At 70.1% G+C, this 12,779-nt stretch carries 16 protein-coding genes; 7 read left to right on the forward strand and 9 right to left on the reverse strand.

Translation table 11 applies throughout. The annotated features are described in order from the left end of the window. The first annotated feature begins 6 nt into the window (after positions 1 to 6). Together EDF38_RS01465 and EDF38_RS01470 are read left to right on the forward strand one after the other, a co-directional pair. Positions 7 to 813 carry an alpha/beta fold hydrolase gene (locus EDF38_RS01465; RefSeq protein ID WP_123353631.1) on the forward strand — a complete coding sequence of 269 codons (807 nt, stop codon included), beginning with the start codon at positions 7 to 9 and terminating at the stop codon, positions 811 to 813. A 182-nt stretch (positions 814 to 995) separates the two neighbouring features. Continuing rightward, positions 996 to 1,541 (forward strand): uracil-DNA glycosylase family protein, encoded by a 546-nt coding sequence (locus EDF38_RS01470; RefSeq protein ID WP_123353632.1) that lies wholly within the window; start codon positions 996 to 998, stop codon positions 1,539 to 1,541. On the opposite strand, the gene EDF38_RS01475 is transcribed toward EDF38_RS01470, so the two are convergent. Next, complete coding sequence (locus EDF38_RS01475; protein ID WP_158613295.1) at positions 1,542 to 2,468, reverse strand: LysR family transcriptional regulator; 927 nt, start codon at positions 2,466 to 2,468, stop codon at positions 1,542 to 1,544. It abuts the gene before it with no gap. 51 nt (positions 2,469 to 2,519) lie between these two features. Here EDF38_RS01475 and EDF38_RS01480 point away from each other — a divergent pair, with 51 nt between their 5' ends. Further along, positions 2,520 to 3,668, forward strand: a complete 1,149-nt coding sequence (locus EDF38_RS01480; protein WP_123353634.1) for a TDT family transporter — start codon at positions 2,520 to 2,522, stop codon at positions 3,666 to 3,668. A 32-nt stretch (positions 3,669 to 3,700) separates the two neighbouring features. Here EDF38_RS01480 and EDF38_RS01485 read toward each other — a convergent pair whose 3' ends face one another. From EDF38_RS01485 to EDF38_RS01520, 8 genes are all read right to left on the reverse strand, one after another. After that, positions 3,701 to 4,144, reverse strand: coding sequence for a hypothetical protein (locus EDF38_RS01485; protein WP_123353635.1), 444 nt, complete (start codon positions 4,142 to 4,144; stop codon positions 3,701 to 3,703). A gap of 216 nt (positions 4,145 to 4,360) precedes the next feature. Next, on the reverse strand, positions 4,361 to 4,735 hold the full coding sequence (locus EDF38_RS01490) for a CrcB family protein (protein ID WP_123354941.1): 375 nt from the start codon (positions 4,733 to 4,735) through the stop codon (positions 4,361 to 4,363). After that, positions 4,735 to 5,271, reverse strand: coding sequence for a CrcB family protein (locus EDF38_RS01495; protein ID WP_123353636.1), 537 nt, complete (start codon positions 5,269 to 5,271; stop codon positions 4,735 to 4,737). Before EDF38_RS01495 ends, EDF38_RS01490 begins: the two co-directional genes overlap by 1 nt. Continuing rightward, positions 5,268 to 6,620, reverse strand: coding sequence for a phosphopyruvate hydratase (gene eno / locus EDF38_RS01500; protein ID WP_123353637.1), 1,353 nt, complete (start codon positions 6,618 to 6,620; stop codon positions 5,268 to 5,270). The genes EDF38_RS01495 and eno overlap by 4 nt, the downstream gene beginning before the upstream one ends. A gap of 1 nt (position 6,621) precedes the next feature. Continuing rightward, on the reverse strand, positions 6,622 to 7,362 hold the full coding sequence (locus EDF38_RS01505; protein WP_158613296.1) for a 2,3-bisphosphoglycerate-dependent phosphoglycerate mutase: 741 nt from the start codon (positions 7,360 to 7,362) through the stop codon (positions 6,622 to 6,624). After that, on the reverse strand, positions 7,359 to 7,823 hold the full coding sequence (locus tag EDF38_RS01510) for a universal stress protein (protein ID WP_123353639.1): 465 nt from the start codon (positions 7,821 to 7,823) through the stop codon (positions 7,359 to 7,361). Before EDF38_RS01510 ends, EDF38_RS01505 begins: the two co-directional genes overlap by 4 nt. Positions 7,824 to 8,104: 281 nt before the next feature. Continuing rightward, positions 8,105 to 8,602 (reverse strand): DUF2231 domain-containing protein, encoded by a 498-nt coding sequence (locus EDF38_RS01515; protein WP_123353640.1) that lies wholly within the window; start codon positions 8,600 to 8,602, stop codon positions 8,105 to 8,107. Positions 8,603 to 8,638: 36 nt separating this feature from the next. Then, positions 8,639 to 9,436 (reverse strand): hypothetical protein, encoded by a 798-nt coding sequence (locus EDF38_RS01520; RefSeq protein ID WP_123353641.1) that lies wholly within the window; start codon positions 9,434 to 9,436, stop codon positions 8,639 to 8,641. Positions 9,437 to 9,554: 118 nt separating this feature from the next. Here EDF38_RS01520 and EDF38_RS01525 point away from each other — a divergent pair, with 118 nt between their 5' ends. From EDF38_RS01525 to EDF38_RS01540, 4 genes are read left to right on the forward strand one after another with little or no spacing between them, the layout of a single operon-like run. Continuing rightward, positions 9,555 to 10,355: a phosphatase PAP2 family protein gene (locus EDF38_RS01525; RefSeq protein ID WP_123353642.1), complete on the forward strand. Its 801-nt coding sequence runs from the start codon at positions 9,555 to 9,557 to the stop codon at positions 10,353 to 10,355. Beyond that, positions 10,352 to 11,011 carry a DedA family protein gene (locus EDF38_RS01530; protein WP_123353643.1) on the forward strand — a complete coding sequence of 220 codons (660 nt, stop codon included), beginning with the start codon at positions 10,352 to 10,354 and terminating at the stop codon, positions 11,009 to 11,011. The genes EDF38_RS01525 and EDF38_RS01530 overlap by 4 nt, the downstream gene beginning before the upstream one ends. Then, a complete protein-coding gene (locus EDF38_RS01535) occupies positions 10,998 to 11,669 on the forward strand; it encodes a response regulator transcription factor (RefSeq protein WP_123353644.1) in 672 nt (223 codons plus the stop codon). The genes EDF38_RS01530 and EDF38_RS01535 overlap by 14 nt, the downstream gene beginning before the upstream one ends. After that, positions 11,666 to 12,751 carry a HAMP domain-containing sensor histidine kinase gene (locus EDF38_RS01540; RefSeq protein ID WP_123353645.1) on the forward strand — a complete coding sequence of 362 codons (1,086 nt, stop codon included), beginning with the start codon at positions 11,666 to 11,668 and terminating at the stop codon, positions 12,749 to 12,751. The genes EDF38_RS01535 and EDF38_RS01540 overlap by 4 nt, the downstream gene beginning before the upstream one ends. Positions 12,752 to 12,779 lie beyond the last annotated feature (28 nt).

Consider the following 12,779-nt stretch of genomic DNA (forward strand, 5'->3'; position numbering starts at 1 on the left):
CGCGTCATGGTCTCGGCGATGAAGCAGACGGTAGTCGCCGACGGGGTGACGATCGCCTACAGGGTGTTCGAAGGTGCTGAGCCAGCAGTGGTTGTCCTTCATGGGCTCGCAGGGAGCAGCCGCGAGTTCATCGACACTGCGGAAGGCTTGGCCGGGCGCCGGGTCATCCTGATCGATCAGCGAGGCCACGGGCAAAGCACGACCAGGCCGGCGGACACCTCTCGCGAGGCCTACGTGTCCGACGTCGAGGCCGTCATCGGCGAAGAGACGTCGGGGCCGGTGACCCTCGTCGGCCAGTCGATGGGGGCGCACACGGCCATGCTCGTCGCCGCGGCTCGTCCGGACCTCGTGCGGCAGCTCGTCATGCTCGAAGGCAATCAGGGCGGTGGGACGGCTGATGAGCACAGAGCTCTCGGCGACTTCTTCCGGTCCTGGCATGTTCCGTTCACCGACCGGGCACAAGCCTTGGCGGCTCTCGGTGAGGGGCACCTCGAGCGTGCATGGGTGGAGGACCTCGAAGAACGGGCCGATGGCTTGCATCCCCGCTTCGACGCCGACGTCATGCAGGCCACGATCGAAGCGGTCGGTGAGCCGCGGTGGGCTGAGTGGGAGAGCATCACCGCGCCGACCCTGGTGCTCTACGCGGATGGTGGCATGTTCTCGGACGAGCAAAAGGCGGAATTCGTGACTCGTGGGCGTGTTGTCCGACGCGTAGATCTCACGGGCGCATCTCACGACGCGCACCTTGACACCTTCGATCAGTGGATCTCGGCACTTCGCAACGTCGTGGCCGAATCAGCACCCGCCTCCTGAGCGTCCCGATAGGGGATCGGGCACCGGACGCGCTCTAAACTCCGGACCTGGTGCCCAGAAGCCCATCGCCCACTGGATCACTTGCTGTGGTGCGAGCGCACTCGGAGAGGACTCCATCTTGGTCGTTCCGCGTCGTCGGCGAGCGTGGGCGGAAACGGTCCTCGACGTCGTACCGTCTAGGGATGCAGCAGCTCAGGGGCCTCGATCAGCTCGTATCGGAATGGCGGAGCTCCGGACCAGAACGTGCGCGCTTCGTGCCTGGCTTCGACCCATCAGGTGGAGGAGCAGCGGCGAAAGTTCTCGTGCTGATGGAATCACCCGGTCCTGCCACGATCAGGCAGGGCGAGGACGCGATCAGCAGTGAGGACAACCCGGGGCCGACGGCGTCTGCGTTCAAGCGAGCACGGATCGAGTCGGGTCTGGGCAGGAACGTCTACCTGCGATGGAACATCGTCCCGTGGGCCCTTGGTCGGGCGCCGACCGTCACTGATATCGACGACGCACGCCCTGCCCTGGCCCAGCTGCTCGATTCTCTGCCGCAGCTGCGGGCGATCGTGACCTTCGGCACCCCGGCCCTGACGGGCGTGATGAGGTACTTCACCCTGGAACCGCGTGCGAGGGTCGTGCCCGTGCTCGCGGCACCCCATCTGTCGCCGGCGAACGCCACCCGCGCCGGCGAGAAGCACCTGCGGGCCGTCACGGCCCTCCGGCACGCTTCGCTTCTCTGATCATCTCGGCGAGGAGTCGGGGCTGTGCTGCAACGCGGCGATCACGGCCAGGAGATCCTGCGCCCCGGCGCTCAGACCGGCCGACCACACGGCGCGGAACGGGCGTCTCAGGTCGACGGCTGCCGGGACGGTGACGAGGCGCCCGGCGCGGAGGTCGTCCTCGACCAGCAACGAGCTGATGACTCCCGGACCCACACCACCGGCGATGGCCGCCCGGATGGCGCCCGTCGACGACAACTGCGCAGCGGGTTCTGCCATCAGGGCAGGGTCGATCCCCAGCGCGAGCTCGAGGGTCCGGCGAGTGCCCGAGCCCGACTCCCGAGACACGAGCGGTGTGGATGAGAGATCCGCTGCCGTCACGGGTTCGGACTTCGATGCCCATGCGTGCCTGGGCGAGACGACGATGAGCAGTTCGTCGACACCCAGGACGGTCGTGGCGAGCCCGTCGGCCTCATCAGGGGTCTCCGTGAACCCGAGGTGCGCGCGCCCCGAACGGACCTCGCCGACGACCCAGTCGCTGTTGCCCGACTCCAGGCGCACCCGGACACGATCCGCTGCCGCTGTCATCCAGCGGGGCATCAGCGCCTCTGACACCGTCTGACTCGCCGCGACGAGGAGAGCGTCGGAGGCGCCGGTCGTCAGGGTGTGCAGCGATCGTTCGAAGGTGGTCGCCGCCTCGAGCAGGGGTCGGCCCCACTCGCACACCAGGAGTCCGTGCTCGGTCAGCGCCGAGCCCGCCCGAGAGCGGACGAGCAACGTACGACCCAGCCGCCGCTCGGCGCCCGTGATGCGAGACGACGCCGCCTGCTGGCTGATGCCCACCGATGTCGCGGCTCGGCCCAGACTGCCCGATCTCGAGATCGACTCCAGCAGTCGGAGCGTCTCGAGATCAACAGGGAGTCCGGTCACAAGGATCGATTGTGACACCACAAGCATCCGCCCGTATCGGCAGCCGGACGCACGTACGAAGATGGAGACATGCCTGCCGCGATCACACCGACTGTCGCCCTTCCCCGCACGCACGGTCTGTTCCGCCAGCTCGAGCACCGCGGGCAGATCGTGTCGAACCTGACCCCGAACTGGTTCGCGTCGATCATGGGGACCGGCATCGTCGCCAACGCTGCGGCGACCCTGCCGTTGCAGTTCCCGGGGCTGCGCCCCGCCGCGACCATCGTCTGGGCACTGGCCAGCGTGTTGTTGGTCGCTCTCAGCACGGCGACCGTCATGCACTGGGTACGTTACCGAGCCACCGCCCGGGGGCATCGACTCAATCCGGTGATGGCGCACTTCTACGGGGCACCGCCCATGGCGCTGCTGACCGTCGGCGCGGGCACCCTGCTCTTGGGTGAAGACGTCCTCGGTACGCCCCTGGCGGTCGGCATCGACTGGGTGTTGTGGACCATCGGTACGGTGCTCGGCCTCGTCAGCGCGATCGCGGTCCCGTACCTGACGTTCACCCGGCACGACACGGCCCCTGACAGCGCGTTCGGCGGCTGGCTCATGCCCGTGGTTCCCCCGATGGTGTCTGCCTCGACCGGTGCGCTGCTGCTGCCCTTCCTGCCCGAGGGGCAGGCGAGGCAGAACATGCTCTGGGGGTGCTACGCGATGTTCGGCTTGTCGTTGCTGGCGTCGATCGTGATCATCACGCTGATCTGGTCACGCCTGGCCCAGCACAAGATCGGCCCGGCCGGCATGGTCCCGACCCTCTGGATCGTCCTCGGCCCCCTGGGGCAGTCGATCACCGCAGCCAACCTGCTCGGTGGCAACGCCCACCTCGCCGTCGACCAGGGAACCTCGCACGCCCTGTTCGCCTTCGGGCTCGTCTACGGTGTGCCCACTCTGGGATTCGCCCTGATGTGGGCGGCACTGGCATCGGCCATCACCCTCCGCACCATCCGCCAGGGGCTCCCGTTCTCACTCACCTGGTGGTCGTTCACCTTCCCCGTCGGCACCTGCGTGACAGGCCTGAACGGTCTGGCCCTGCACACGGGACTCGTCGCGCTGCAGGTACTGGCGGTCGTGTTCTACATCGGGCTCGTCGGGGCCTGGATCACGGTCGCCGTGCGCACCTTCCACGGCAGCGTCATCCGCGGAACGCTCCTCGCGCCTCCCCGTCCTCTGGCCTGACCGCGGATGACGAGGGGGCGTGTGGGAGAGGCTCAGATCGAACAGGCGTCGTTCCAATCACGGCGATAGGCCTCGGGGTCACTGACGTCGACGATGGCCGAGGCGGCGCCCTTGGGCTCGTCACGCGACCGGTAGCTCTCGAACGCCACCGCAGTGCGGTCGTTGCTCGCCGGATCACGCACCCCGGAGGCTTCCACCCACAAAGTCCAGTTCCACCGGGTCCGGACGCCAGGCTGCAGCGCGCCTTCGCCGACGATCAACACCACGTCCGTGCCGGCGGTCGAGGACTCGAAGTCTGTGCCCGTGAATGCTCGGACGGACGACGTGAGGCCTCTCGCGCTGATCTCCCGAGCCAACTGACTACCCATGTCCGAGAGTTGCTCGCCAGCATCGCCGTCCACAGCCACGATGCCTCCACCTGACGGAAGCCGACTCAGCATCTCGGAAACCAAGTCATGGATGACGGTGTTGTTCATGATGCTTTCTCCTGCTCACTCGTTCGTCGAAACGGAAAAGGGAGTCGGCGGCCGCCGACTGACGCGGCTGCACGAAGCGGTCGCGAACCTGATGAGACCACGAGCATGCCCCGATGTTCAGCCCTCATGAGGGGCAGGCTCCGGCTGTGACCAGGTCGTCCTGGGCGGTTCCGGGGTGACGCCTGGGAATGCGTCGCCCCGGAAGTCAGAAGGGTGTCATGACGTGCCGATGGTGAGGCCGACGAGCCCGGCAGCGACAGCGAGCAGCAGCATGCCCGCGCCGCTGGCGATCCCCGCGACCCATTTCTTCTCGGCTACGAGGCGCACGGTCTCGACGCTGGCGGTGCTGAACGTGGTGTAGCCGCCCATGAGCCCGCCGCCCGCGACGAGCAGCCACTCTCGGGGCAGCCCCGCGTGGTCGGCGAGACCCGTGAGCAAGCCGAGCACGAACGACCCGCTGACGTTGATGACCAGGGTTGCCAGCGGAATGGGCGCCGACCGCGTGCTGCGGACGGCACCATCGACGACTAGGCGCAGGGCCGCACCCACGCCACCGGCGACCGCGATCGCGACGAAGAGCCATGGGGCGATCACGACGCCGCCTCAGAACGGCGGTGGAGGGCGGCACCGCCGGTGATGCCGGCCCAGGAAGCCACGGCGCCGAGCACGACCGAGCCCACACCGTAGGCGATGGCGATCGACGGCGCGTCACCGAACAGGGTCGCGGTGTCGACTGCGAGGGCGCTGTAGGTGGTGAATCCGCCGAGAACGCCTGTTCCGATGAGTAGACGCAGGTCGCGTCGGCGACCCGCGTCCGGCCCTCGTCGCACCAGCGACTCAAGGAGCAGCCCGAGCGCGAACGCACCGACGACATTGATCAGCAGGATCGTCACGGGGATGGTGCCCGGGGCCGCGGGGAAGCTCAACGCCAGGGCTTCGCGCAGGCCCGTGCCGATCGTGCCGCCGAGGGTGACGAGTCCGATGAACCGCCACCGCAGGTGCACGGGCCGTTCGGTGCCCGTGGAGTCGTCGACATCGAGGTCCGGGTCCTGGCCCAGCCCTCGGAACTCGTCGCCTCTGCTCGAAGGCAGCGGCGGGAACGGTGAGTCAGGTGAGGGTGAGGTCATGCATCGTCCTTCGTGCTGAGGCCGTAGGGAAGTCCGGGCTGATCGGCTTCGATATCGGTCAGGCGGTTGTACTTGCAGACCCGTTCCCCGCGTGCGGGGGCACCGGATTTGATCTGGCCGACCCCGGTGCCGACGACGAGGTCGGCGATGAACGTGTCGGTGGTCTCCCCGGAGCGGTGCGACACCATGCAGGCCATGTCGTGCGACCGGGCCGTCGCGATCGCGTCGAGGGTCTGGCTCACAGTACCGATCTGGTTCGGCTTGATGAGAACGGCGTCCGACCAGCCCTGATCCGCGCCTTCGGCGATCCTTCTGGGGTCAGTCACGTACAGGTCATCGCCGACGAGCTGAACCCGTCCGCCGAACCGCGACGCCATCAGCGCCCACCCGTCGTGGTCGTCCTCGTGGAACGCGTCTTCGATGCTCCTGATCGGGTACGCCTCGAGCAGGGCCCCGTACCGGTCCGCGAGACTTCCACGATCGAGGTCTTGCCCGGCGACTCGGTATCGGCCGTCTCCGTCGCCGAATCCGTTCGCGGCAGGGTCGAGGGCGATGGCGACGTCGTCCAGCGCTGCCCGGTGGCCGGCGTCGGTGATCGCCTGGACGATGAGGTCGAGGGCCTCCTCGGGGTTGCTGATCGCCGGGGCGAAGCCGCCCTCGTCGCCGAGCCCTGCGGTGCCGTAGCGCGTCTGTACGAGCGTCTTCAGGGCGTGGTAGACCTCTGCTCCGGTCTGTACCGCTTCCTCTTCACTGGTCGCCCCGACGGGAGCGATCATGAATTCTTGGAAGTCGAGGTCGTTAGCTGCGTGGGCGCCTCCGTTCAGGACGTTGAAGTGCGGGACGGGGAGCGTTTCGTTCGCCCCCGACAGCAGGGCGATCCACCGGTGCAGGGGCAGGCCGGCTTCGCGGGCCAGCGCCCGGGACGCCGCGATCGAGGTCGCGACGACGGCGTTGGCGCCGAGCCTTGACCAGTTCGACGTGCCGTCGAGGTCGGCGAGGGCACGGTCGATCTCGCTGATCCCGGCCCAGGGGCGTGAGGTGAGGAGGTCGCCGATCTCGGTGGTGACCATCTGCGCGGCTCGTCGGACGCCCTTGCCACTGAACGCTGCGCCACCGTCCCGGAGTTCGACGGCCTCGTGGGCACCGGTCGAGGCTCCTGCGGGGGCGGCGCCCGAGACGAGGGTGCCGTCGGCGAGTTCGAGGTCGACTTGGACGGTGGGGAATCCGCGGGAGTCCAAGATCGACCGCCCGAGGGCGGACACGATCTGGACGGGGTGTGCGCCTCCGTGGGTGACGTAGGTGCCGACGTCGTGGGTGTGGATGGTGCGGTCGCTGATGTAGTCGTTCACGTCAGGTTCCTCCTTCGTGGGTGATGACCGCGGCGGCGAGGGCCGCTGCGGCCGGGTCGAGGTACGTGCCGCCCCGCGTCAGCGGATGCCCATCGGAGGCGAGGTCGTACATCAGGGGGTGTCCGGTCGGGATGTTGAGCGCGGCGACCTCGAGCGGGGTCAGCGCGTCGAGCAGCAGGCAGAGTGCGCGGAGGCTGTTGCCATGGCCCACCACGAGCACGGTGCCGCCGGCGGTCCCGGCCTTGACCGCCTCGGTGACGGGGCGGACCCGGGCGATGACGTCGAGCAGGCTCTCGGCCCGGGTGCGGTTCTCGGGTTCCACATGACGGAGGGCATCCTGAGCCCACAGCTTCGCGAACAGCGCGTCAGAGGACGGCGGGGGCGGGGTGTCCAGGGAGCGCCGCCACAGGGTGAAGTCCTCCTCGCCGGCTGAGCGGCGGACATCAGCCTTGGTCCGTCCGGTCAGGTCGCCGTAGTCGCGTTCCCGGAGTCGCACGTCGACGGTGGCGGGCACGGGCCACTTGTTCTCGGCCACCATGATGCGGGCAGTCTCAGTCGCACGGGCCAGCGGTGAGCACAGGGTCGATGCCGGGCGGAAACCCGCCTCGTCGAGCAGGTGTGCAGCACGGCGGGCTTCTTCCCGGCCTCCGGTCGTCAGGGGTGAGTCGGTGATGCCGGTGAAGAGCCCGTCGGCATTGGCCTGGCTTTCGCCATGTCGCACGAGGGCGATCCGGGTCGTCACGGCCGTGCCTCTGAGACCGGCACGACGAGGACTGGCACGAGCTGATGGTGCATGAGGAACGATGCCGTGGACCCGTGCAGTGCAGCCTTCAGGCCCGCGGCCGGACCGTTCGAGGAGCCGACGACGATCATCACGGCGTGCGTGTCGGCGGCGACGCGGGCCAACGCCTCTGCGGGGTCACCGGCGAGGACACGGACGTCGACCGTGATCTGCACCTCGGTCCGGAGCCGGGCTGCCGCAGTCTCGACGGCGGATGTGTCGACGGCGTCGTACTCGTCTGGGTCGAGGGGAGCGGTCGCTCCTCGGCCGCTGCCGTCAACGGGGTCAGCGGGGACGCGAGAGTCGTCGACCCAGACGACGACGAGTCGCGCCGACAGCCGGGCCGCGATGCGGGCAGCGGTCGAGAGAACGACGCCGGCCGTTCGGGCATGTGCCCCGACGACGATGGTGTCGGTGGTCATCTAGTCTCCTATCTCGGTATCTGGGCACGCCAGTGGTTGAGATAGGGACTGTTGTCGACCTGAGTCGAGGTTGGTGACGGCGAGCCCCACCGCCGTGGCGTTTCCGCCACACTCAGTGAAGCACTTATCGGATCAGGCCGCACCTCCCGGCGCAAGATCATCTGGGGCTGGGGGAAGGCTGGGCAGATCGTCCCGAGAGAAGATCGACAGCCAGGCGTGGCCAGCTCGTCTGATGGCTCTGCTGCCGGTCGACACGACGTCGTGCGGGCGGACGAGTGCGCTCAGGTGGCCGACGAGTCTGACCAGACAGCTTTTGCACCCGAGTCGCCGATGCGAACGGTGGTGACGATCCCGCCGATGCTGGTGCCGACGACCAGCACCGTCAGCACGGCGCTGACGACCAGGCGCACGTCGTGCCGGAGTGTCGGCCGTGGGCGGTGCGCTTCCGCTGTGAGCACCCAGCGCTGCCACGCCCACTGCGCCACGGCGACGACGAACACGGCGATCGCCCACGGCAGCAGGGTGTCGCCCAGCTGCGTGTGGGCCTCGAGCAGTGCGCTGGGGCCGACCCGCTCTTCCAGCGACTCGCCGGAGGACGTCGCGAGGGGCACCGCGATCAGCGAGACCAGGGCGATCAGCGGGGTGATGACGCCCAGCCGTCGACGGAGCGCGGGCCAGAACGCCTCGACCAATATCAGCAGTGACGCCGTCGGGAACGCGACGGTAACGAGGTGGACGATGAGCGGGTGCATCGGGAGACCGTTGATCTGCCAGTCCATGGGGTCCTGCTTTCTCGTGAGGGTGGTGCCGGAGGGTCAGACGCGCAGCGCGGGTCGCGCCGGTCGTCGCACCGTGAGCACGACGACGAGGGCCGCGATCGCGGCCAGGAACACCACGCTCGTGACGGTCGACCCGAGGCCGAGCCCGCCGTCGGCGACCGGCTGCGACAGGAAGTCCCCGACGGAGGCGCCGAGCGGCCGGGTGAGGACGTACGCTGCCCAGAACGCGAGCACCGAGCCGACGCCGGCGAACCGGTGCGCCAGGGCGACGACGGCGATGGCCGCCGCGAACAGCAGCGCCGAGGGCAGGTAGCCGAGCGCGAGCTGCTCGCCGAGCAGGTCGCCGACCGCGGTGCCGAGCGCGAAGGTCATCAACACGGCGGCCCAGTAGAAGGCCTCGCGACGCGGGGTCGTGACCTCGTGGATCGACAGGGTGCCCGCGACGCGGTGCCAGGCGACGAACACGACGGCCAGCGCCACCGCGAAGACGGCCGTCGACACCCACAGGCTGACGCCGAGCGAGTCGGTCAGCGTGTCGGTGAGGAGGGTGCCGACGACGCTGATCAGCACGACCGCGAGCCAGTAGACGACCGGGACGTAGGCCCGGGTCCTGAACTGCACGACCAGCGCCACGACGAGCAGGGCAGCCATCACCACACTCGTCACGGTCAGTCCGAGTCCGAGGCCGTCGGCGAGGAAGTCGGCGAAGGTCTCGCCGACGGTGGTGCAGAGGACCTTGATCACCCAGAAGGCGACGGTGATCTCGGGGACCTTGTTGAGCAGGGCCCGGCGGTCGGGGGCCGTGGCCCCGGTCGGAACAGCGCGTGTCGTCATGCGATGACGGTCGCGTGTCGCCTCCCAGAAACCGCCCAGAGCCCGAGACGAGGAGGCGCGGGTCGGCCCGCCAGGGCATCTGGGCGGTTTCTGGGACGGCCGGGCGGAGGCTCGGCGCATGACCGTCCTGCACAGTCCGACCTCGTCGGCGCTCCCTCGCGACCGCACCGCGCCTCCTCTTTTCCCGGCCGTCCGCGCCGTCGTCCGCGACGGGGCGTGGGCGGTGTCAGGCGCGACCGGCTTCGCCGGCGTCGTCGTCGCGGGGCTGCTGATCACCTCGGGCACGGGCGGCGTGAACGAGGTCGACCTCGACCTCGTGCAGCACGCGAGCCGCGCGCACGTGCCGGTTCTCGACGAGGCCGCGCTGCTCGTCGACCGGCTGCTCGGGCCGCAGCTCGGCGCAGCCCTCGTGCTGCTGCTGTCCGTCGCGGTCTGGGTCCTGAGCCGTCGCGCGGCTGCGGCCCTCACCGTCCTCGGCGTCGCGATCGGGCCGTGGGCCGCGGCCGAGCTGGTCAAGCTCGTCGTGCAGCGCGACCGGCCCGACCCCGGGCTCCTCGCCGACCCGCTGATCATCGAGCCGCACTCCTTCTCGTTCCCCAGCGGGCACACGGCCCTCGCGACCGGGCTCGCGCTGGCACTCGTTCTGCTCGTCTGGGGGAGGCGCTGCGCGCCCATCGTGGTCGGGGCCTCCGCCCTCGCCGTATCGTTCGTCGGGCTGTCACGCGTCTGGGTCGGCGTGCACTGGCCGAGCGACACGGTCGCGTCCGTCGTGCTGGGCTGCTCGGTGGTCGCGCTGCTGCTGCCGCCGTGGCTGCGCCTCCTCGACCGGATCGGGCAGCGCTCAGACCCGACCCACCCCGTCGAGGCCCCGGCACCGAACCCCGACACGACCACCGATCCAGGACGGACCCGTTCATGAGCATCCTCGACCCCCAGACCCTCCTCGCCGGCATGGGCCCGTGGGCCCTCGGCGGCCTGTCGCTGATGATCTTCGTCGAGTCGGGCCTGCTGTTCCCCTTCCTGCCCGGCGACTCCCTGCTCGTCACCGCCGGCCTCCTGCACCAGAGCCTCGGACTGAGCGTCGCGGTGATCGCGCTCTGCGCGTTCCTCGCGGCGGCTGCCGGCGACCAGGTCGGGTTCTTCCTCGGCCACCGGTTCGGGCGCCGCTGGTTCCGCCCCGGCGCCCGCGTGCTGAAGACGGCGCACCTCGAGCAGGCCGAGGCGTTCTTCGAGCGCCACGGCGGCAAGGCGCTCGTCCTCGGCCGGTTCGTTCCCGTCGTCCGCACCTTCGTGCCGCTGGCCGCCGGGACCAGCGGCTACCCGTACCGCCGGTTCATCGTGTGGAACCTCACCGGCGCGTTCCTCTGGGCCGTCGGCATGACGGTGCTCGGATCGCTCCTCGGCGGCCTACCGTTCGTGGCGGACCACATCGACCTGCTCGCTGTCGGGCTCGTCGTCGTGTCGGTGCTGCCGATCGTGGTCACCGCCCTGCGGCGATCGCGCGCCGGCCGGGCCGAGCAGAGGGTCGCAGCGACGACGACGAGGGACGAGGAGGCGGTGGGTGACCGGTCCTGACACGCCCCCGCGCCTCCTGCTGGTCGAGGACGACCCGGCGCTCGGGCCCATCGTGGCCGACGTGCTCGGCGAGGCCTGGCAGGTCGACCTCGTGACGGACGGGCGCGGCGGGCTCGAGGCTGCCCGGGCAGGCGGGTACGCGGTCCTCGTCGTCGACCGGCGCCTCCCGGAGCTCGAGGGCACCGAGCTCGTCGCGGCTCTCCGTCGCGAGCACGTGACGACGCCCGTGCTGATGCTGACGGCGCTCGGCACGACCGCCGACCGCGTCGCGGGGCTCGACGGCGGGGCGGACGACTACCTGGTCAAGCCGTTCGAGTTCGACGAGCTGTTCGCCCGGCTGCGCGCCCTGACACGGTCGTTCGCCGCCGAGGAGCGCTGGCTCGACGTGGGGGAGGCCCGCCTGTACCCGGAGAGCCGCATCGTCGTCACGCCCTGGTCGAGCCGCGTCGTGCTGAGCGAGCGGGAGAGCGCGCTGCTCGCCGAGCTCGCCCGACGCCCGGACCACACCTTCGACCGGGCGGACCTGCTCGCGCGGGTGTTCCCGCACGGCGAGCAGCTCGGCACCGTCGACACCTACGTCAGCTACCTGCGCCGCAAGATCGACCGCGACGTCGTGTTGACCGTGCGCGGGCGCGGGTACCGGGTGGGTGCTCTGTGAGCGGGCTGCGCGGACGTGGACGCAGGCGCACGGGCGCCCAGGCCCTCCCCGATCCTGAGGCCAACCCCGAGGCCGCGGCCCTGCAGGCCGCCGCCCGGTCGATCGGCCGACAGATCGTGCTCGTCTCGGGCCTCGTCGTCGTCGGGGCCCTCGCACTCACCATCGCGTGGGTGCTGCACCAGACCGTCCCGCAGGAGCGCCTCGAGCAGGTCGCCGCCGCAGGCCAGGGCGAGGTGTTCGTCTCGGCCACGGACGTCGTCGCCGGCCTCGTCGTGCTCGGCGTCGCCGGCGTCGTCTTCGCCGGCCTCGTCACGGTCGTCATTGCCCGGCGGGCCGTCCGGCCGCTCGGCGAGGCCCTCCGGCTGCAGCGCCAGTTCGTCGCCGATGCGAGCCACGAGCTGCGCACGCCGCTCGCCGTGCTCGACGCCCGACTGCAGGCCCTGCAGCGGAAGATCGCCGGAGGCGCGGCGACCGCCGACGAGCACGTCACCTCCGACCTGGCGAGGCTCCGCGACGACTCGCGGGCCCTGGTCGACATCGTCGGCGACCTGCTCGAGGCAGCAGGAGGCGACCCTGCTGGGCCGGCTGGCGTGCCCGAGCCTGTGCGCATCGACGACGCGGTCGCGGACGTCCTGCGGTCGATGTCAGTGCTCGCCGACGAGCGCGGCGTGGTCTTGCGGCACGACAGCGCCACAGCCTCGTGGGTCCGAGTGCCTCGCGCGAGCCTCCGACGGGCGGTGCTGGCTCTGCTCGACAACGCGATCGGCCATGCGCCCCCGGGCTCGACCGTCACGCTGTCGACTCGTGACCAGCGCGGCTCGGCCGTGCTTGCGGTCACCGACGAGGGGCCAGGGATCACCGGCATCGAGCCCGCGCGCGTCTTCGACCGGTTCGCCCGGTCTGAGCCAGCAGACGGAGCCTCGTGGCGTACCAGCGGCGGCACCCGACCGAGCTTCGGAATCGGTCTCGCCCTCGTGAGGGAGATCGCCGTCCGCCACGGAGGCAGCGTCCGGGTCGCTTCAACATCTGCCGCGGGTACGACGCTCGAGCTGGTCCTGCCAGCCTCCACCGACACGACCTGACGCGATCCGTCGGGCGTGTCCCGAAGAA

Origin of the sequence: Frigoribacterium sp. PhB160 (assembly GCF_003751785.1) — a bacterium.
Lineage (GTDB): Bacteria > Actinomycetota > Actinomycetes > Actinomycetales > Microbacteriaceae > Frigoribacterium.

Coding starts and splice junctions, on each gene's coding strand:
- EDF38_RS01465 (WP_123353631.1), top strand. CDS start 7: ATGGTCTCGGCGATGAAGCAGACGGTAGTCGCCGACGGGGTGACGATC.
- EDF38_RS01470 (WP_123353632.1), top strand. CDS start 996: ATGCAGCAGCTCAGGGGCCTCGATCAGCTCGTATCGGAATGGCGGAGC.
- EDF38_RS01480 (WP_123353634.1), top strand. CDS start 2,520: ATGCCTGCCGCGATCACACCGACTGTCGCCCTTCCCCGCACGCACGGT.
- EDF38_RS01485 (WP_123353635.1), bottom strand. CDS start 4,144: ATGAACAACACCGTCATCCATGACTTGGTTTCCGAGATGCTGAGTCGG.
- EDF38_RS01495 (WP_123353636.1), bottom strand. CDS start 5,271: ATGACCTCACCCTCACCTGACTCACCGTTCCCGCCGCTGCCTTCGAGC.
- EDF38_RS01510 (WP_123353639.1), bottom strand. CDS start 7,823: ATGACCACCGACACCATCGTCGTCGGGGCACATGCCCGAACGGCCGGC.
- EDF38_RS01515 (WP_123353640.1), bottom strand. CDS start 8,602: ATGGACTGGCAGATCAACGGTCTCCCGATGCACCCGCTCATCGTCCAC.
- EDF38_RS01520 (WP_123353641.1), bottom strand. CDS start 9,436: ATGACGACACGCGCTGTTCCGACCGGGGCCACGGCCCCCGACCGCCGG.
- EDF38_RS01525 (WP_123353642.1), top strand. CDS start 9,555: ATGACCGTCCTGCACAGTCCGACCTCGTCGGCGCTCCCTCGCGACCGC.
- EDF38_RS01530 (WP_123353643.1), top strand. CDS start 10,352: ATGAGCATCCTCGACCCCCAGACCCTCCTCGCCGGCATGGGCCCGTGG.